This window comes from Metabacillus sp. cB07, assembly GCF_016839225.1.
Taxonomy (GTDB): domain Bacteria; phylum Bacillota; class Bacilli; order Bacillales; family Bacillaceae; genus Bacillus_P; species Bacillus_P indicus.
The window spans coordinates 2650575-2669349 of record NZ_CP069296.1 but is presented as its reverse complement, the minus strand read 5'-3'; the positions used below and the strand labels follow the sequence as shown (position 1 = coordinate 2669349).

Annotated in this window: 26 protein-coding genes and 1 pseudogene; 20 read left to right on the top strand and 7 right to left on the bottom strand. The window is 41.8% G+C overall.

The annotated features are described in order from the left end of the window. Positions 1–66 precede the first annotated feature (66 nt). The 3 genes and pseudogenes from JOJ89_RS13640 to JOJ89_RS13630 form a co-directional block, all read right to left on the bottom strand. A complete protein-coding gene (locus tag JOJ89_RS13640; protein WP_203287871.1) occupies positions 67–1065 on the bottom strand; it encodes a hypothetical protein in 999 nt (332 codons plus the stop codon). Then, complete coding sequence (locus JOJ89_RS13635) at positions 1052–1399, bottom strand: PadR family transcriptional regulator (RefSeq protein ID WP_203287869.1); 348 nt, start codon at positions 1397–1399, stop codon at positions 1052–1054. Before JOJ89_RS13635 ends, JOJ89_RS13640 begins: the two co-directional genes overlap by 14 nt. Positions 1400–1624: 225 nt before the next feature. Next, positions 1625–2408: pseudogene (locus JOJ89_RS13630) on the bottom strand (GNAT family N-acetyltransferase). Between the two features lie 141 nt (positions 2409–2549). On the opposite strand from JOJ89_RS13630, the gene JOJ89_RS13625 reads away from it, so the two are divergent. Further along, the gene (locus JOJ89_RS13625; protein ID WP_035206954.1) at positions 2550–2984 is read left to right on the top strand and encodes a GNAT family N-acetyltransferase; all 435 of its coding nucleotides are present in this window, start codon (positions 2550–2552) and stop codon (positions 2982–2984) included. 44 nt (positions 2985–3028) lie between these two features. Here JOJ89_RS13625 and JOJ89_RS13620 read toward each other — a convergent pair whose 3' ends face one another. Beyond that, on the bottom strand, positions 3029–3418 hold the full coding sequence (locus JOJ89_RS13620) for an RDD family protein (RefSeq protein WP_203287867.1): 390 nt from the start codon (positions 3416–3418) through the stop codon (positions 3029–3031). Positions 3419–3592: 174 nt separating this feature from the next. Here JOJ89_RS13620 and rnz point away from each other — a divergent pair, with 174 nt between their 5' ends. The 12 genes from rnz (at position 3593) to JOJ89_RS13560 (ending at position 11129) form a co-directional block, all read left to right on the top strand. Further along, a complete protein-coding gene (rnz, locus tag JOJ89_RS13615) occupies positions 3593–4522 on the top strand; it encodes a ribonuclease Z (protein ID WP_203287865.1) in 930 nt (309 codons plus the stop codon). After that, positions 4512–5057 carry a histidine phosphatase family protein gene (locus JOJ89_RS13610; protein ID WP_203287863.1) on the top strand — a complete coding sequence of 182 codons (546 nt, stop codon included), beginning with the start codon at positions 4512–4514 and terminating at the stop codon, positions 5055–5057. Before rnz ends, JOJ89_RS13610 begins: the two co-directional genes overlap by 11 nt. A 75-nt stretch (positions 5058–5132) precedes the next feature. Further along, on the top strand, positions 5133–5282 hold the full coding sequence (gene rpmG / locus JOJ89_RS13605) for a 50S ribosomal protein L33 (RefSeq protein ID WP_029279966.1): 150 nt from the start codon (positions 5133–5135) through the stop codon (positions 5280–5282). A gap of 158 nt (positions 5283–5440) precedes the next feature. Continuing rightward, the gene (locus JOJ89_RS13600; RefSeq protein ID WP_203287861.1) at positions 5441–5989 is read left to right on the top strand and encodes a hypothetical protein; all 549 of its coding nucleotides are present in this window, start codon (positions 5441–5443) and stop codon (positions 5987–5989) included. Between the two features lie 119 nt (positions 5990–6108). Beyond that, positions 6109–6930 carry an endonuclease VIII gene (nei, locus tag JOJ89_RS13595; RefSeq protein ID WP_203287859.1) on the top strand — a complete coding sequence of 274 codons (822 nt, stop codon included), beginning with the start codon at positions 6109–6111 and terminating at the stop codon, positions 6928–6930. A 152-nt stretch (positions 6931–7082) separates the two neighbouring features. Further along, positions 7083–7493, top strand: coding sequence for a hypothetical protein (locus JOJ89_RS13590; RefSeq protein WP_203287857.1), 411 nt, complete (start codon positions 7083–7085; stop codon positions 7491–7493). 14 nt (positions 7494–7507) lie between these two features. After that, positions 7508–8317 (top strand): class I SAM-dependent methyltransferase, encoded by an 810-nt coding sequence (locus tag JOJ89_RS13585; protein WP_203287855.1) that lies wholly within the window; start codon positions 7508–7510, stop codon positions 8315–8317. A 54-nt stretch (positions 8318–8371) separates the two neighbouring features. Next, positions 8372–8620, top strand: coding sequence for a hypothetical protein (locus JOJ89_RS13580; protein ID WP_203287853.1), 249 nt, complete (start codon positions 8372–8374; stop codon positions 8618–8620). 120 nt (positions 8621–8740) lie between these two features. Next, positions 8741–9352 (top strand): uridine kinase family protein, encoded by a 612-nt coding sequence (locus JOJ89_RS13575; RefSeq protein WP_203287851.1) that lies wholly within the window; start codon positions 8741–8743, stop codon positions 9350–9352. Positions 9353–9384: 32 nt separating this feature from the next. Continuing rightward, entirely contained in the window at positions 9385–10176 is a 792-nt protein-coding gene (locus tag JOJ89_RS13570; RefSeq protein WP_203287849.1) for a phosphotransferase, read from the top strand. A 6-nt stretch (positions 10177–10182) separates the two neighbouring features. Further along, positions 10183–10386 carry a DUF402 domain-containing protein gene (locus JOJ89_RS13565; protein WP_481825259.1) on the top strand — a complete coding sequence of 68 codons (204 nt, stop codon included), beginning with the start codon at positions 10183–10185 and terminating at the stop codon, positions 10384–10386. 35 nt (positions 10387–10421) lie between these two features. Further along, positions 10422–11129, top strand: a complete 708-nt coding sequence (locus JOJ89_RS13560; RefSeq protein ID WP_203290350.1) for a DNA alkylation repair protein — start codon at positions 10422–10424, stop codon at positions 11127–11129. Between the two features lie 69 nt (positions 11130–11198). Here the strand turns inward: JOJ89_RS13560 and JOJ89_RS13555 are convergent, their stop codons facing one another. Beyond that, positions 11199–11993, bottom strand: coding sequence for a phosphatidylserine decarboxylase (locus JOJ89_RS13555; RefSeq protein WP_203287834.1), 795 nt, complete (start codon positions 11991–11993; stop codon positions 11199–11201). A 2-nt stretch (positions 11994–11995) separates the two neighbouring features. Beyond that, positions 11996–12544 (bottom strand): helix-turn-helix domain-containing protein, encoded by a 549-nt coding sequence (locus tag JOJ89_RS13550; RefSeq protein WP_203287832.1) that lies wholly within the window; start codon positions 12542–12544, stop codon positions 11996–11998. Between the two features lie 434 nt (positions 12545–12978). On the opposite strand from JOJ89_RS13550, the gene JOJ89_RS13545 reads away from it, so the two are divergent. Genes JOJ89_RS13545 through JOJ89_RS13515 form a run of 7 tightly spaced genes read left to right on the top strand, consistent with a single transcriptional unit; the run spans position 12979 to position 16982 of the window. Then, entirely contained in the window at positions 12979–13632 is a 654-nt protein-coding gene (locus tag JOJ89_RS13545; RefSeq protein WP_203287830.1) for a uridine kinase family protein, read from the top strand. Between the two features lie 20 nt (positions 13633–13652). Then, positions 13653–14465 (top strand): pentapeptide repeat-containing protein, encoded by an 813-nt coding sequence (locus JOJ89_RS13540; RefSeq protein WP_203290349.1) that lies wholly within the window; start codon positions 13653–13655, stop codon positions 14463–14465. Positions 14466–14513: 48 nt separating this feature from the next. Then, on the top strand, positions 14514–15020 hold the full coding sequence (locus JOJ89_RS13535; RefSeq protein ID WP_203287828.1) for a GrpB family protein: 507 nt from the start codon (positions 14514–14516) through the stop codon (positions 15018–15020). A 51-nt stretch (positions 15021–15071) separates the two neighbouring features. Then, complete coding sequence (locus JOJ89_RS13530) at positions 15072–15461, top strand: DUF2750 domain-containing protein (protein ID WP_242524610.1); 390 nt, start codon at positions 15072–15074, stop codon at positions 15459–15461. After that, a complete protein-coding gene (locus JOJ89_RS13525) occupies positions 15462–15941 on the top strand; it encodes a DUF5063 domain-containing protein (RefSeq protein WP_203287826.1) in 480 nt (159 codons plus the stop codon). It abuts the gene before it with no gap. Between the two features lie 47 nt (positions 15942–15988). Next, positions 15989–16516: a ClbS/DfsB family four-helix bundle protein gene (locus tag JOJ89_RS13520; protein WP_203287824.1), complete on the top strand. Its 528-nt coding sequence runs from the start codon at positions 15989–15991 to the stop codon at positions 16514–16516. A gap of 34 nt (positions 16517–16550) precedes the next feature. Next, positions 16551–16982, top strand: a complete 432-nt coding sequence (locus JOJ89_RS13515) for a GNAT family N-acetyltransferase (protein ID WP_203287822.1) — start codon at positions 16551–16553, stop codon at positions 16980–16982. 411 nt (positions 16983–17393) lie between these two features. On the opposite strand, the gene namA is transcribed toward JOJ89_RS13515, so the two are convergent. Then, entirely contained in the window at positions 17394–18410 is a 1017-nt protein-coding gene (gene namA / locus JOJ89_RS13510; protein WP_203287820.1) for an NADPH dehydrogenase NamA, read from the bottom strand. Positions 18411–18775: the final 365 nt, after the last annotated feature.

Sequence of the window (18775 nt, the reverse complement as noted above, 5' to 3'; positions counted from 1 at the left end):
CTTCTAAGTTGGAAGTTCCTTACATAAAACAACTTCACAATTCTAGCCAATCATGCCCACACCTAATTAACGAATTCTAGCCTTGCGAAATCCATTGAACACATTGAATGCCGCAGAAAATAGAAAGATGATTATGACGCTTCCAACAAGCCATGCTTGAAATTGCAAATCTGTAGTGTTAAATAAACGGCTCATATACGCAATAAATTCTTGGTTCATTACCTTTGGATTACTTACTATGACAAGGAATACAACTGTTCCGATAAGTTCAAGAGCAGCAGTAAAGAGAGCCATTCTTTTTGTCCATTGTCCTATGATTAGTTTGTATAGAGATAACGCTATTTCGAGGGCAATGATGACGAGAACGATTGGCCAATACTGAAGCAATACTTCTTGATTCAAGGCTGGAATTAGGAATTTGAGTCCCTCATTGCCGCCTTCATAGATACCCAGAAGTTCATTGGCATGAAAGTAAAGGGCTGCCCAAATCGCCGTCCACATCAAATATCCAAATATTTCGGGTTTTGTAATGGCTTTTTTCTTGGGGATATAAGGAATGTTCCTCAGATCATCAGGTGTCCATTTTTTCAAACTTGCGGATAATGGCTGCTGGTCTTTTCCTTTATCTGTTCTTTCAATAATCACGAAAACAAGAGTAAGCCAGAAAAAGGTGTGGATACTTACTTCGATCATTTTCCCAATTCCAAAGCCAGTTATAGTTAAAACCGCATCAATGATTGTTTCTCCGCGGGGAAACCCTATAAAATTTTCTGCGATAACAGAAATCAGGGATATAGCAGCAGCAATAGGCAAGATCATTTTCAATAAAGAGACATATACATCAAAATAGCGCGGTCCAATTAGGTGCATTGGCTGATCCCGGTATCCGCTGGCAAGTGCTGCAGGATTCCCTAATTTTTCAAGAACCGAATAGGCATCTTCTTCAGTGTGATCAGCAGGCAGCATATCCTCAATCGTTGACCGCAGCTCAAGGGCAATATCCTGGCGGTTTTTTTCAGGCAGCCTGCGAGTGACTTCATATATATAAACCTCAATCACATTCATCTTCGTTCTCTCCTTTTACCAAGCGATAAAGTTCTTTCGTATTTTTTAGCCATTCTTGTTTCAGAGTCAAAAAGATTTCCAGTCCGTAATCGCTTAATACGTAATATTTGCGGGGCCTGCTCTCGGTTGTGTCCCAGCTGCTCGTGACTAATTCCTGTTTTTCTAAACGGCGGAGCAATGGATATAAGGTGCTTTGATCGATGGTAATGCCTGAATCCTCCAATAACTGAACAAGTGAATATCCATACTGGGGTGTCCGCAATTGACTTAAAACGGCCAATGTCAGCGTTCCTCTCCTAAGCTCTGTAGATAAAGAATTCAATAAAGTGCTCATTCACCCACCTCGTTTTTACATACTGTATGACTTACACTATTTGTCTTATGCTATGTGTCATCCACTATTGTGGTGACAGTAATAATGGAAAATAGGTAATTGATTTAAGTGAAAAAACATCTTAAACCTTCGGATGCTGCATGAAATGCAAAAAAGCGCTGATCCTTGTTATAGGAAAGCGCTTGGTGATGAAAAGTATACGGAGGCTAGTGCATTCTAAATGCATTATCCTTGGATGTCTTTAATACTTCTTCCACCCAAGAAAGCATGTCCTGTTTTCAGTTTAGCAACAGTCTTAAACCCATATTTCTGATACACTTTTTCAATTTTTTCGTTAATCGGAAATACCCAGCTTTTCCAGGCCCTGTCTGGCGACCTCTCTTTGTATGTAATGAATCAGTTCGCCGATTAAACCTCTGCCCCTGTATTCTTTCAGAGTGGCTACGCTTTCCATCCTTGCCTGCTGACCACTGATGAAAAGACAGGCTGTTGCACAGGCTTCCCCATTATAGCGGAGAATATAGTGTACAAAGCTTGGATGGTTATATTCTTCTTCAAAAGCCTTTTCCCTTACTGCTTTGCCTCCAAATTCGGTAATGCTGCACTCTATGTCCAATGCTTCGGAATAATTGTCCTTAGTGACCACTTCAATCGAAACTGCCTGATCCATTTCTTTTTCCGGAATGATTTGATCCCACAATTGAACAGGGCTGATTAATTCTTCAAATCCAAAATGATTCATCCTCAGGAGGTTGACCAAATCCTGTTGAGCTTCCAGGTTGTAGATATAAAACCTCGGAATGATTTTCTTTGATTGGTAGAAATCTAAGACCTCATCTATCACTAGTTGAGGCTGCTCACAAACCTGATCGATATGAGCATGATTTGCATCGTAATAGGAAGGCTGATTTTCGTTGCAGAATATGGCTCCCCAATTGGTGTCTGTCCGGGTAGTGAAGGTTTCCAGATAGGCGAAATCCAGTTTGAAAATATCTTGTATGCTTGTCATAGTAGTTACCCCTGTATGTTAATATAGTTGGTGAATAACCAAATTATAGCATACTGCTTTTTTATGGGTTTATCGCGGAAGCAGCAAAATATAATTTAGAAGCATAGTTGATTGAACTAATGATGTATGGGAGGATAAATATTGAAAAAATATACGTATGAAAAAAACTGTCCGACACTCGAAGAATACAAATACCTGTGCGAATCGGCGGGCTGGACCGAGCATATGAATTTTGAAGTCGCGGAAACATCTTTAAAGAATTCTATTTTCGGGGTTACCGTAAAAGATCAAGACCGAATAATAGGTATGGGCAGAATTGTTGGAGATGGCGCAATCTATTTCTATATTCAAGATCTGGTGGTTCATCCTGACTATCAAAAAAGCGGTATTGGTAAAGAAATGATGAACATGCTGACAGAATACTTGAATCAGAATGCTCCGGATAAGGCGTTTGTGGGTTTGTTTGCTTCGCAGGGGAAAGGACCGTTCTATGAAAAATATGACTTTAAAGATTATTCACCGAACATGACGGGGATGTTTACTGTCATTTCAAAAAATAATAGAATGCATGAGTGAAAAGATCGGTCCGCATGGTTATGGACCGATCTTATTGTTTTTTTCTATACTTCCCGAACTGCTGTCCCCGAAAAGCAATCATGCGGCAGGACGGCTCCTTCTTCGGCTTCGAACGTTTTCCGGCTTTTTATGTAATCAAGTGTACTCAATGTATCCCTGTAGGCCATGCGCTTGATAATTTGCCCGGAAGCCGGTTGTGAACCATCCTCATTTTCAAGGACAAGCCCCATTTTCTTGTAGCCGACGGTTTGACCGCTTTTGCGCAGCTGTGCGTACTCAAGTGTCCACATGACGATAGTCGGTGTGATCAGCGTATGTACGGCTTCGCTTTTTACTTTTTTGCGCAGGAAATACTCAACTCCAGCTGTCACAGCGCTTGAGATGGCCAAGTCTATCAGAATCGCTTTTGTCCGTTTTTTTGTTAGGGCTTTCACCGATGTTCCTCCTCCGTTTTTGTTTGCCAGTAATTATACGAATAAAGAACAGGTAAGTTTCAAAAAAATGGTGTAGCACTGATGTCTTTCCCCATCTAATCTCTTTCCAATCTTCAACTTTTCCCCGTTTTCATGTATTCTAGAGGTACTAGAATGCGGATGAGGTGAAGCTTCATGGATTTGCTGTTTTTGGGGACAGGTGCCGGTATGCCGGCAAAAGCGAGAAATGTTACGTCGGTTGCGCTGCGGCTGCTTGAGGAGCGGCAGGCGGTGTGGCTGTTTGACTGCGGGGAGGCCACGCAGCATCAGATTTTACATACGAGCATTAAACCGAGAAAAATAGAGAAGATTTTCATCACCCATATGCACGGAGATCATATATACGGACTTCCGGGTCTGCTAGGAAGCCGCTCGTTTCAGGGAGGGGAAGAACCACTTGTCATTTATGGTCCACCCGGCATAAAAGACTTTGTGGAAGTCTCTTTGAAATTGAGTTATACGCATTTGAAGTATCCGCTTGAAATTGTGGAATTTGAAGACGGGACTGTTTTTGAAGACAGTCAGTTTAAAGTAGAGGCCAAAAGGCTTTCCCATGGCGTTCCATCCTACGGCTACCGGATCACGGAAAAGGATCTGCCCGGCATGCTCATGGTCGATAAGCTGAAAGAAGCGGGTGTTCAGCCCGGACCTCTCTACAAGAAACTGAAAGAGGGGGGATCGGTCACGCTTGAGGACGGACGAACCCTGCACGGACAGGATTTTCTCGGCGCACCTAAAAAAGGAAGAGTCGTTACGATCCTTGGTGATACAAGAACATGCCCTCAAGTAGAGGAGCTCGCAGTAAATGCCGACCTCCTTGTTCATGAATCCACCTTCGGCAAGGATGATGAACAGCTCGCGTATGAGTATTTTCATTCTTCAACGACTCAGGCCGCCAGAGCTGCTTTGAATGCAGGAGTGAAAAAATTGATTCTGACACATATCAGCGCCCGGTATCAGAATGAGGATCAGCATACTCTTCTAAGCGAAGCATCCGCTATTTTCCCGAATACTTCTGTTGCTGAAGATTTTTCTTGTTTTGAGGTGGAGAGACATGACAGCTAAGCACCTCTATTTGGTCCGCCACTGCCAGGCTCACGGTCAGGAGGTTTCGGCCTCTCTGACCGAAGCGGGGTTTCAGCATGCTGAAAAGCTTGTTTCTTTTTTCGAAGGGAAGAAAATAGACCGGATTCTCTCCAGTCCGTTTCGCCGTGCCCTTCAAACCGCTGAGCCCCTAGCTACTGCGCGAGGACTTGAGATTGAACGGGACGACAGACTGTCAGAACGGGTTATGAGCGGAACAGATATGGCAGACTGGAAAGGAAAATTGAAGGAAACGTTTGCTGATTTTACCCTTTCTTTCGATGGAGGTGAATCAAATGAGTCAGGCATGAAGCGGGTAAGCTCGCTGCTTGGCGATCTGCTTTCAGCTGAAGAGGGGCACATCGTTTTAGTCAGTCATGGAAATCTTTCTGCGCTTTTGCTTAGATACTTTGAAGAAAGCTATGGATATGACCACATGATGAAGATGAGCAATCCGGATGTTTTCCACATTGAATTAAATGATGGAGAAACAAAGATTTGCCGGATATGGAGTTGACAACTTAGGGCAGAGAAGATAGAATGTTCTTATCAAATCGTAACTATTACGTTTTAATTTTTAGGAGGAACAATCATGAGAGTCAACGTTACACTTCAATGCACAGAGTCAGGGGACCGCAATTACATTACAACTAAGAACAAGCGCAACAATCCTGACCGTCTGGAGCTGAAAAAATATTCTCCGCGCCTTAAAAAAGTAACGGTGCACCGCGAAACAAAGTAAGAATTCACAGGGAACTCATCGGAATTTGATGAAGTTCCTTTTTTCTTGCCTGGAATTAGCGAAATCCCTCATATGATTTCTTCTTGACTCAAAAGGAATACAGCACAAAGACCTAGAATATAAAAAGGTAAGAAGACAGAAAGAGAAGGGGGAATAGGATGAATAAATACCGCATTTATTTAGGCTTGTTCATTTGTTTTGGCCTGGCATTTGTGATCTGGTCCATGACAGAAATATCTCACTCCTACGACGAACCCCTTGAAGCTCTCAAACAGACGAAGCAGGATATGGAAGTCATCATTCCAGCCTACAATATCAACGACGAAGCCCTCTATTTCTTCATTGATGAAAACGATCAGCTCGGTACGGCATTTATGAAACAAGGTATTTACGGGTGGAAGACTGGCGCAATATCAGCAAGCCCCCAGCAGGAAATGAAGGCTGATCAAAAACTCATCGATTACCATGTGTATGATAATTCCATGATTTACGGCCTTATATCCGATGCCGAAGGGTCACTTGAAGTTAATATAAACGGAGCACCGGCACGCACCCTTGAAATCGGTGTCATGCTTGAACAGGAAGTAGCGCAAAAACATAATCTCCAGGATAAAATCCTCTGGTATTACCAGCAGAAAGATCTGATGCCTGAAGGCGTGAAAACGCTGAAAAACAGTGTCATTGTTCTGAATAAAAAAGGATTTTAATGCTGAAGCTCTGAAGGCTTCTTTTTTTTGCCTGCATATTGACTGGTTTTGAAGGCCGCTGCATGAGGGTACACTTCATGACAAAAGATATTTTACAAAGAAGAAAGGAGTGCTGCTGAATGCCAGAGGGACCGGAAATCCGGCGTGCAGCCGACCAGATTGAAAAAGCTCTTCTTCCGCTTCCGGTAGGAGAGGTGTCCTTTGCATTTGACCATCTAAAAGATTATGAACCTCAGTTTGAAGGAGCACGTGTAGAAAAAGTCGAGACAAAGGGCAAAGCCATGCTGATCCGCTTCAACAACGGCTACACCATCTATTCCCACAATCAGCTGTACGGAAAATGGGTCGTCCGCAATGCCTATACATATCCCAAAACCAACCGGATCCTCAGACTCGCCATCCATAACGAGAAAAAGTCGGCTCTTTTGTACAGTGCCTCTGACATTGAGGTTCTCAGGGACAGTGAAGTGCCGGCGCATCCGTTCATCTGCAAGGCAGGTCCTGATGTCCTGAACGACGACATTACTCCGGAGGATCTTTTTTACCGTTTCATGGACAAGCGCTTTTTCCGGAGAAGATGGTCAGCCCTTCTTTTAGATCAGGGATTTGTCGCCGGAATCGGAAACTACCTGCGAAGCGAAATCCTGTATACGGCAGAAATCCACCCGGACATGCGTCCCGTCGACTGTACAGAGGAACAGCTCCGCGCAGCTGCTGAAGCCATCATCAGCATCACAGTCCAGTCCTACAGGCACAAAGGAATCACAAACGACCTGGAGCTTGCCGAAAAACTAAAAAAACAGGGTGAAAAGAGATCCCAGTACCGTCACTGGGTATTCAACCGGGAGGGGAGGCCCTGCCGCAAAGACGGAACGGAAATTCTGAAAATCATCGCTTCGTCCAGGCGGCTGTATTACTGCCCGGAGTGTCAGAAAAGATGAGAATGACTGGAGAAAACGGGTGTTTTCTGTAGCATAATAAACTGGTTCACAGGATGCTTGTTTCGCATCCTGTTTTTATATTGTGTTTTGTCCAGCTGTGATAAAATGGAAATGCAGCATCGCTCAAATCTAAAGCTAAGCGGGTGAGTGAGATGAAAGTTCACCAAAAGGATTTTTCAGAAGCTTTATTATCTACTATCATAACGACTGAAACGGCAATGAAGAGACTGATAGAAAGGTTGCTGGTCAAAAATAAGCCTGTTTTTGCAGAAAAGAAACTTGATCTGCATGGCGAGTTCTATAAAGAAGGAAACGACCCTTTTACACCTGACTACAGTTCTTCTGTATCGATTGGCGTTTCTGAAGAAAACGGAGAACTTATTGATTTACATACAATTATAATATGGGAGTGCCATCGGTCTTTTTTAGGAATCTCTACCTCAAAGAAGATTCCTGGGAGTACTATAAGTGGTGAGTTGATTGATGAATCGGTTGAAGATGTTGAGAGTGAGTTAGTAGAGTATATGAGTGATTTTTTAGAAGATTATCCACCATCCTTATAGAAAAAAGGTGAAATATGAGTGACATAATCAGCTATTACAATACCTTTGACGAATGGGGCCGGCTTGAACGGGAGCCGGTCGAATTCCAAGTGAACTGGCATTATATAAAAAAATACCTGCCGAGTACCGGACACATTCTTGACAATGGCGCGGGACCAGGAAAATATTCTATGGCGCTGGCTGCAGATGGATATAGCGTGACGCTGACCGATTTAACTCCGAGGCTGGTAAAGATAGCTGAGGATAAAGCTGAAGAACTCCATTTAGCCGGGCAGTTTGAAGGTTTCCACGCGGCAGATGCTAGAGATTTGAACATGTTAGGAGATGAGCAGTTTGACTCAGCCTTAATGCTTGGCCCCATGTATCATCTGCAGGAAGAAAACGACCGGCTCAAAGCCGTAAGGGAGTTATACCGCGTAACAAAGCAGGCTGGCTTAGTGTTTGTAGCTTTTATGCCTAGAATCAGGCACATCCTCACGTCCCTCTTGTTTCCCGACAACTGGAGACCGAACGATAACATGGGCAGCATCACTCAGTTCTCGCAAACCGGCTGCTTTGATCACACTGATAAGGGCCGGTTCACAGGTGCTTATTATTTTGAGATTGCCGACATTAAACCCTTTATGGAGACCCATGGGTTTGAAACGCTTGAATTAATCGGGTCTAATGCGGGTGCTATTTTATCAAAAGAAAACTGGAATTACTGGCATGAAAAAGGGGAGGAAGAAGTTCAGAAAATAATCGAGTTAATCAAAGAAAAAGCGTCGGATCCTTCTATTTTGGGGATATCTTCGCATTTGCTTTATATTGGGAGGAGGAAGTAGGTTTTTTGTTGGGAAATTCGGGTGGAAAAAGAGATTCAAGGGAGGTGTCTTCCAATGAATATGAAAAATTTTGTCCTCCACGGAAATATATTATTACTTGAAGTCAGATTGAATGAAGAGGATTATGTCATGAATGTAAAATGGAATTCCCCAGTAGAACAGTTCTGTGACACCTGGTCTCTTGTGTCCTACTGTAAAAAGACGACTGGTGAAAAAGATTTATCGCCGAATGAGATAAATGATTTTTTAAAAACTATTAACGCAAACTGGAAGTGGGAACCTGTTTTTCATCATAAATTTTGATTGGAAGATTTTCTATGGACGATCTTAATGAGAGTAAAAAGCTGATTTCATGATCATAAAAATGAAGCAATCTTTTTTTGGGGCGTGAATTTTTACAGCAGGAAAACTGGAGCTGAAAAAATGAAGAACTTTAGTGTGGTGAGGGGACACTATCATTCTTTTACTGAATTTATTGAAGCAGTTCGTGAAAATTCTGGCAAGCAGCAAACTTTTCTTATTGGAATCGACGGATGCGGAGGATCAGGGAAAAGCACACTGGCAGATGAAATGAAGAGATGCTTGGACGATGTAACGATTGTGCATATGGATGATTTCTATTTTCCAAGCTCGCTGATAGATAAAAACCATCCTGCAGACAAGCCTGTGGGAGTTGATTTCGACTGGACCCGCCTTTTGCATCAAGTACTTGAACCGATTAGTCAGGGGAAAGACGGGATGTACCAAAGGTATGATTGGGTATTAGACACATTGGCTGATTATCTTCTTGTACCTGCGCAAGGTATTGTGATTGTTGAAGGTGTTTATTCAATACGAAATGAGCTCGCTGATAAATATGATTATAGAATATGGGTGGATTGTCCAAAAGAAATGAGGCTTTCCCGGGGAATTGAAAGAAATGGGGAAGATGCTCGTGAAATGTGGGAAAAGAATTGGATGATTTCTGAAGATAAATATATGGAAGTGCAAGAACCTCATAAAAGAGCCGATCTGGTGTTCAATGGAGCCAAATAATCAGCCGCCAAATATAGGGAGTTGTTTAGAATATGTCCAATCTTTCAAACGAAGAATTGCTCACTGGAGGCAACGTGTCCAGTGTATACCGCTCAGGACAGACAGTAAGACGGGAATGCAAGCCAAATAGCAGAAAGATTCATTCACTACTAAAACATCTGGAAGACAAAGAGTTTAAGTATGCTCCCAAATATCTTGGCATGGATGAAAAAGGAAGAGAGATTCTAACCTTTATTGAAGGCGAAGCCGGTCATTATCCGCTGAAAAAGTACATGTGGTCAGATGCGGTGTTGCAAGAAACAGCTGAAATGCTCAGGCTCTATCATGATGCTGTCAGTGATTTTCCATTCGACAACAGCTGGAAACCGCTTGATAACACTCCTCAGCCGTATGAAGTACTCTGTCATAATGATTTTGCGGTATATAACATCATTTTTAATAACCAGCGTCCAATCGGAATCATTGATTTTGATGTCGCCGGACCTGGTCCGCGAATTTGGGACATTGCGTACACTCTTTATACATGCGTTCCGCTAAGCAGATTTTATCTTTCTGAAACAGGTGAGAAGGTTTATTATCAAGCATCGGAGCATGCCAGCAGGATTAAGCGGAGAATAAACTTGTTCTTTGATTCATACGGAAAGACGTTTGAAGAAGATGTTCTGGATATCGTTCTGCTGCGTATCGAAGGCTTGTGCAAAACGATTGAAAGAGAAGCAGGTGAAGGTCATCTTGCTTTTCAGAAAATGATCGAAGAAGGCCATCTTGAACATTATCAAAAAGACCTTTCATTTATATCAAATCATAGGAATGATTGGGAATAATTCATTGTGCTCCTTACATCGGGAGAATGGTTTCGGTTGGATACAGAAGAGCTGGAAGAAGCCCGGAAGCAGGGAGATATTGATCAGGAGCTTTATGAACTGGCCTGGTATGAAGCTCATCGAATAACAAAGAGAATACAAAACAATGAATTTTCTCTATTAAATTTAGTGAATGAACATAAATTTTTGCTCGAACAAAAACTCAAATAGAATCGTTTAAAGATATGAAAGGACGTGCAAAAACAATGGATGCCAAAACGGTTATGCAGGAGCTTGAAGCGCTCGGCAAGGAACGGACCAAGAAAATCTACCTGTCAAACGGTGCTCACGGACCTCTTTTTGGTGTGGCAACTGGAGCGATGAAACCAATTGCCAAGCAAATTAAAATCAATCAGGTACTCGCAGAAGAGCTGTATGCCACAGGGAATTATGATGCGATGTATTTTGCCGGGATTATTGCAGATCCAAAAGCCATGACAGAAGAGGATTTTGACCGCTGGATCGATGCAGCATATTTTTATATGATTTCGGACTATGTTGTGGCAGTGACATTATCAGAATCAGATATTGCGCAGGATGTGGCAGATAAGTGGATTGCTAGCGGGGAAGAGTTAAAAATGTCTGCAGGCTGGAGCTGCTACTGCTGGCTGCTTGGAAACCGCAAGGACCATGAATTTTCCGAGAGCAAGATTGCTGAGATGCTTGATGAGGTTAAAAACACCATTCATGATTCGCCGGAACGAGCGAAATATGCCATGAATCAATTTGTTTATACTGTCGGTATTTCATATGTGCCGCTGAGTGAAAAAGCAGTTGAGACTGCTAAGGCGATAGGAACAGTTGAAATTAGGCGGGACACGAAAAAAAGCACTGCTCTGAACGCTTTCGAAACGATTCAAAAAGAACTGGGTAAAGGACGGCTTGGTTTTAAGCGGAAGTATGTGAGGTGTTAGGATTTTTTACGATTGAACGATAAAAAGCAGCCATTGGCTGCTTTTTTCGTGCAATTAGACTGCGTGACACTACAAATTCGGAATTTTACCAGAAGATTTCCATCTGCCAATTTGCTCGCCCATTTTGACAGGTCCTGTCTTTCCGGTAAATTCAAGATGTCCTTTCGGCACACAAATCACAACAGTTGAGCCGAATGAAAAGTAGCCAAATGGGTCGCCGCGGCGCACATCGTGCTGATGATTTGTTCTTTCAATGGAATTTACATTTAGAGCACCGACCATTACCTGTGCAAATGGTACTCCGGCTGCGTTGAATTTCGTCACCAGGCGGTAATTTCTCGTCAGCGGGCGGAGTCCGTATTTTAATCCGATTGTATTAACGGGAGCCGCTTCTTTCCCCAATGTATATACGTCTTCAACTTTTGCATCCATTGGGACATGAACCCGGTGGTAGTCAGTGGGGCTTAAATAAAAGATCAGCACTTGTCCGCCTGAATATACCGCAGCCTCGCTTTTAGACCCAAGCAGCTCTTCCACTGTATATTCCTGTCCCTTCACAACAAACCTGCTTTCAGGAGTCAGGTGATCAACCACCGACAACACACTGTCACTCGGGCTGACGAACGCATCCTGTTCTCCTGCAATCGGGCGGACGCCCGGTTTTAATTCACGGGTGAAAAGATCGTGAAGAGACTGATAGTCTTGAAGATTTTTGCTTGCTTCCTGCAAATTCAATTTATACAGTCTTGAAAATGAACCTGTGAAAGGTTTACTGGCTTTAGATTGCGCAAACCTTTTAAGTAATCTTGCAGCGGCCGGATGACCGTTTAATTCAAACACTTTACGATAAAAACGGGTTAACATTGTTAGTCAGCACTTCCTTTGATAGTCTTGGGCTCTGGTAAAAGCATTTGAATCAGAGTAACCTTCTCGTTCTGCGAGGAAGGTTTATTGGTTATAAAACGGCTCAGGAGCTCATTCATGCTTTTAGATAAATCCTCAACTTCCTCTTTTGTGAGGTAGAGATCGATTTGGCTGTATCCAAATGAATCATTGGACAGATCGGGATTCGCAAGCAAATAACTTTTGGCCTGTCCGGTCACGTTAGATAAAAAGGTCATAAACATATTCAGATGTTCTTCACCGGACATACTTTTCAGCTCTTCCAAAGACACCACAGGATTCTGCTTTTCAATCGCATACGTCCTCTCAACGGCACCTCTTATTTTCCGTTCTTCTTTTACAAAAATAATCTTATTTTCCTTAAGAATATTTAAATGGCGGTAAAGAGTTGCCTGTGGAATATCGGAAATCCATTCTTTCAGCTGGCTCACAGTCGCATCATTCCTGGAGAGCTGCTGGATAATTTGCATTCGGACAGGATGCAGGATTAAATCCATCTTGGCCTTGGTCACTGTTCTCACCCTTAATTATTATTGTTATCAGTAATGATAATAGTTGATAGAAGGGAGATTGTCAAACATCATTTAGATTGATGGATAACATTGAAAAGAAGTACTGTTATAAATTTGGATAATTATGCTAAAGTGGAGTCAGAACTTTTTTAAATGGTGACTTTCCTAAAGAGGATTATTTAATCAGCATTTTCTCGTTAGGTTAATGGTTTTCAAGAATTACCTGAATTCAATTTTATTAAATGGAAGGTGTGAGTCATGAAGAATTTTATAGACCATTTCGCTGGATCAATCTCTGATTTTCTCAAGGGTATCTTCAAAAGTATTTGTTACTTTTTAGCGGGAATGCTGATCGTCGGCATACCTCTTTATGGAATTGTACTTTTCATTCGCTTTTTTTATTAGTTTATATACATTACCGAAGGGTTGAAGACATGAATCAATTAACAGAGAACATCATAAAGTGGACTGGCAGTAAAAAGAAAAGAATCATAATTGGCATTTCAGGCCACGGGGCTGCAGGGAAGACCACCTTTGCAGCTAAACTCCTGGACGCATTGAATAAAGAGGATGCCAATTATTTAAATACAGATCCTTACATAATAAGTTCAGATGTTCGAAGACATGCCAAAATAGACTACAGCTACGGAAACGAAAATCATTGCTTTAAAATGACGGCCTGCCACCCAGCTGCTCATCATCTGCCTGCATTGGAAAGAGATGTGCAGATGATCAGGCAGGGTTTAGATTTTCTTACAATCGATGCACCTTACTCTAAAAGTATGTTGATTGATTCAAAGAAAAGGATATCAATTGTCGAGGGAATGGCTGTTACTTTCACGAACCCGGAACTCTATGATTTGAACATTTATTTTTATACGGATGACGAAACAGAACTGGCCAGAAGAATGAACCGGGATGTTCTTGAACGTGGAACGGATAAAGAGTATTTGCGCTTTTCCCACAATCAGCGCCGGATACAGTACAAGTTATTTATGCATCCGTACAGCGAGCGGTTTGATATAATAATTAAATCTTCAGACCGAGGGGAACACATAGAGAAAAATTGTTTTGCGTTTGAGAAATGAATAAACAGGAAGTGCTAAATATGCTCAATCATTTAAAATCTGACTGTCAAAATTGCTTTGGATTATGCTGTGTCGCATTGCCTTATGGAAAATCAGCCGATTTCCCTTTTAATAAAGACGCCGGAGATCCATGCGGGAATCTATGTTCCACTAATTTGTGCGCCATTCACAGTCAATTGAGGGAAAAAGGCTTTCGCGGGTGTGTATCCTATGAGTGTTTCGGCGCCGGCCAGCATGTTTCTCAGACGATCTATAACGGCCGGGACTGGCGGGATAATAAAGAGCATGCGGAAGAGATGTTTGCAGTTTTTCCAATCGTGCAGCAGCTTCACGAAATGCTGTTCTACCTTAAGCAGGCCCTGCATCTAAAAGAAACACAGTCCATTCGAGCAAGTCTTCAAAACAGTTATGAGGAAACGGTCGAGCTGACCTTAAGAAAGCCGGAAGCTATTTTACAAATAGATGTGTCAGCACATAGAAGCAAGGTGAATGCTCTGTTAATAGAAACAAGCAAATTGTACAGAAGCAGAATGAATGATAACAGTCAAAAGAAAAAGAGCAGAAAGGCTGCGGATTTCATAGGTGCAAATTTAAAAGGGCTGAACTTGCAGGGGGAAGATTTTCGCGGGAAATTGATGATAGCAGCAAACTTAAGCAACAGTGATTTAAGAAGGTCTAATTTCATTGGTGCTGATCTTAGGGATGCGGATTTAAGGGGTGCTGACCTGAGGGAAGCTCTTTTTCTGACACAGTCCCAAATTAATTCCGCTATTGGTGATGCTCAAACTAAGATTCCGGTGGATTTGGATAGGCCGGGGCATTGGTGGTGTTAATGAAAGCAGTTGAATATCAAATTCATTTAAATAGAAAGAGGACGCAACATGCTCGGATTACCCAGAGGTGAAGTTTTCTTAGTACCATGGACGAACGAATGGAAAAAAGAGTTTGAAATAGAAAAGCAGCACATCCAAGATTTAATTGGTCCTTACATCCATCGTGTTCACCACATTGGAAGTACAGCCATTGAAGGTCTTAGTGCAAAGCCAATCATTGATATTGCTATAGAAATACATGCTTTTTCAGACGGAGAAAAGTGTGCACCCGCCCTGGAGAAAATAGGTTACGCTTACAGAGGCACGAACGTTTTACCGGAAAGGCATTACTTCAATAAAGGAGAACCGAGAACACACCAGATTCATATGTACGAAACGGATAATAAATTCTTAGCAGAACAGCTGAGATTCAGAGATTACCTGAGCAGGAACGAGCAGAAGAGAAAGGAATATGAACAACTGAAGCTTGCATTAGCAAGCTCAAATTCGAATGATAAACATAAATATGCAGAAGAAAAAACGGAATTTGTTAAGGCGGTTTTAGAAGAAATGTAGAATGGGACATCCTGAGTTACTTTTTAAAATGGAGACATTTCGCGGTAAGGAATGATTAAAATTAAAATAAATAATGCAGAAATTAACGCAGTTAATAAGCTTCCAGAAAATGTAAGATATGAGTATTTTATAAAAAAAGTCACTGACTATGAAGAAGTCTGGGGTTTGTTCAACGACGGCTGGGCAACTTCCAGGGATGAAGATGGGAACTTATTCATTCCGTTTTTTCCTAAAAAAGAATTTGCAGAAATCAGTGCTGTAAAAGAGTGGGCATCATATGAAGCAAGGTCAATCACCTTAGATGATTTTATTGAAAATTGGCTTACAGGCATGAAAAAGGCTGGCATTAACCCATCTATTTTTCCTTTAGGAAACGAAACGGCAGCGGTAAGTATAGATAATCTACTTAAGGATCTCGAAACGGAACTGGAAAACTATTAAATGAAGGCAGGTTACCTAGAGAAAATGTATGTAAAAGAAGCGGAAGCATTTTTAAACAAGGCATCAGAATACTGTCATCTGATAGAAAATTTCTCAGTATTCTCTGAGTCAGACAAAGTAATCAACCTTCTTAAAACGATTTCATCATTGTATGCAGCAGCTTTGACTCTTCCAGAATCTAACCTTGCTGAAGAGGAGATTACTGCATTGGATTTTGCTTTACCAGATATCAACCTTGGAGTTATGGCCAATTATTGGGCCTTGTTTGATCCATACACGTATGAAGAACCTGTCGCATGCAGTTTAAATGATGATCTTCATGATATTTATCGAGATGTAAAGGAAGGGATCCTGCTGTTTCAAAACTATAGAAGGTCGGAAGCAACATGGCATTGGAAATTCACCTTTGAATCTCATTGGGGTCAGCATGCATTGCAGGCTATGCGTGTGCTGCATGGGGCATTAAAGGCAGAAGGATAAGTGGTTAAGAAGTGGGAACATAATTGGGGGTAAATAAGGAGCTTAGTATGACTAGTGAAAAAGAGATTCTATTGTTTAACAGCGAAACGTATTTTAGTTCATTGCTTGAAAAAATTGAGTCTGTTCCTGTCAGAAAAAGAACGATTTCTATTGATACTCAAGAGAGGGACAAAAATTTTCGCGATGTATTGATGCATCTTTATGAATGGCATGCCATGCTTGAGAGATGGTACCGGGAAGGCATGGATGGGGATCAGCCTTTTATGCCAGCACCCGGTTATAAGTGGAGCAGCATCAAACTGCTCAACATGAAAATCTGGGAAGGGTATCAGGATGTAACTCTTAATCAAGCCGTTAAAAAAGTAAGGTTAAGCCATGGAAGAGTAATGCACTTAATCAACTTACATACAAATGAAGAAATCATGATGAAAAAATACTATAAGTGGACAAAAACAAGTAATCTTTACAGCTATTTCGAAGCAAACACGTCCAGTCATTACATTTGGGCAATAAAAAAATGCGAAGTTATTGCAGATTGTATTCAGGAAATAGAAATGGATAAGTCTGTAAAGTAGTATTAAGAGTTGCTAATTTTAAAGGAGCGAAAACATGAACAGAGTGCTTGCTGCAGATATCGCAGACTTAAATAGGTTAGTAGAAATAGACAGTGAGGTAATTGATAATTCAAGCAGACGGGAAATCATAAAACGTGCTATCGAGAATGGACAGTGTCTCATTGCTAAGGAAGAAGAGGAGATTGCAGGGTTTCTTATTCATTATACCAGCTTCTTTGAGTGTGCGTTTATCTCTCTCATTATTGTGTCTCCATCCAAGAGGCGCAGGGGAATTGCAAGTTTGCTCATTGATTATATGGTGAGTTCATCTGCAACAGAGAAAATTTTTTCTTCAACGAATCGATCTAATACAGGTATGCAAAAAGTCTTTCATTCTAATGGATTCGTTGAAAGCGGCATGGTGGAAAATTTGGATGAAGGGGATCCGGAAGTGATTTATTTTAAAAAGCGGACAATGGTAAGTTAATCAATTTACAAACTTTGCAGGCGTTGTATGACGAAATAAAAAATTGTGAAGATTAAAAGTTCAATCTATAAGCCCATGCAGAAGAAAGAGGGGAAGATAGTTGAAAACAATGTTTGCATTATTTCTAATGCTTATCGGAGTGCTTTTGGCCAGTATTAATTTTGATGATCTGGGTTTTACAGAAAATATGCTGATAAATTTTGTTGGGTTTACAATATTTATATTTAGTGTGAACACGATGATAAAAAAGAGTCCAATCAAAATAAAATGGATTGTTTATCATTTATTGCTTCTCATTGTCTATCTGCCCCTTCAACTCATTTCAAATGATTTTTTTCGCATGCAAAAAAACACCGCCAAAAGCGGTGCTGAATTGCGTGCTTATATATTTCTAGCTCATTACACTAAGGCTTACCACCCGCGCGCATACTGCTTAGGCGCTTCAATCTCAACGCCAAGTTCAGCTGCTGCAGTTCGCGGCCAGTATGGGTCACGGAGCAGGGCGCGTGCAAGGAAGATAAGATCTGCGCGGCCGTTTCCGAGGATTTCTTCAGCCTGTGTTCCGGTTGTGATCAGGCCGACAGCTCCAGTATCGATGCCGGCTCCTTCGCGGATGCGCTCGGCAAATTTCACCTGGTAGCCAGGGAAGACTTTGATGTCTGCAGGAACAAGGGCACCTGAGCTGACATCGATCAGATCGACTCCCTGTTCTTTCATCCATGAGCAGTAATCCATGTAATCTTCTACGTTCAGTCCTTCAGGGGTGTAATCTGTTGCAGATACCCTTACGAACAGCGGTCCGTCCCAGACTTCATTAACAGCATCGATGATTTCTTTCAGGAAGCGGTAGCGGTTTTCTTTGCTGCCGCCGTATTCGTCTGTCCGCTTATTGGAAAGCGGTGAGAGGAACTGGTTGATTAAGTATCCGTGTGCGCCGTGAAGCTCGATGATATCAAATCCAGCTTTTTTCGCACGGATTGCTCCGTCTTTAAAAGCTTGAATGGTTTCTTTAATTTTTTCTGTTGTCATCTCGACAGGTGTTTTGCTTTTTTCATTAAATGCAATGGCGGATGGTGAGACAATCTCGCCTTCGAGCACGGCTTTTCTTCCGGCATGTGCAAGCTGGATCGCCGTTTTGGCGCCATTTTCTTTCATGCCGTCAACTAATTTTTTCAAACCTTCGATATCGTCATCGCTCCAGATGCCAAGATCCTGCGGAGAGATTCTGCCCTGAGGCGTAACAGATGTCGCTTCAATCATGATCAGCCCCGTACCGCCAATGGCGCGGCTAATGTAATGGGTCATATGAAAATCCTCGACCATTCCGCCTTCGCGGTGTGAAGAGTACATGCACATCGGAGACATCACGATCCGGTTTTTAAGTGTGACGTTTTTTACGGTGTATGGTGTAAATAAGTGATTCTTCATGTTAATTGCCTCCCTGAGTGAAATTCATAAAAAAAGTATATCAGCTTTGCGGTAAGACTTCATGTAAGTTGCCTGACGATGGAGCATTGAGTGAATGCATCCTTATAATTAGGGGTGCCGGAGATACAGGGTAGCAAAAAGTGAAAATGCTGCACCATAATCGCAAACACCGAAAATATGGGGTAACAAAAAGTGAAAATGCTATCCCATAATCTCAAGCACCGAAAATATGGCGTAGCAAAAAGGGAAAATGCTGCCCTATAATCACGAGCACCGAAAATATAGGGTATCAAAAAGGGAAAATGCTATCCCATAATCTCGAGCATCGAAAATATAGGGTAGTAAAAAGGGAAAATGCTATCCCA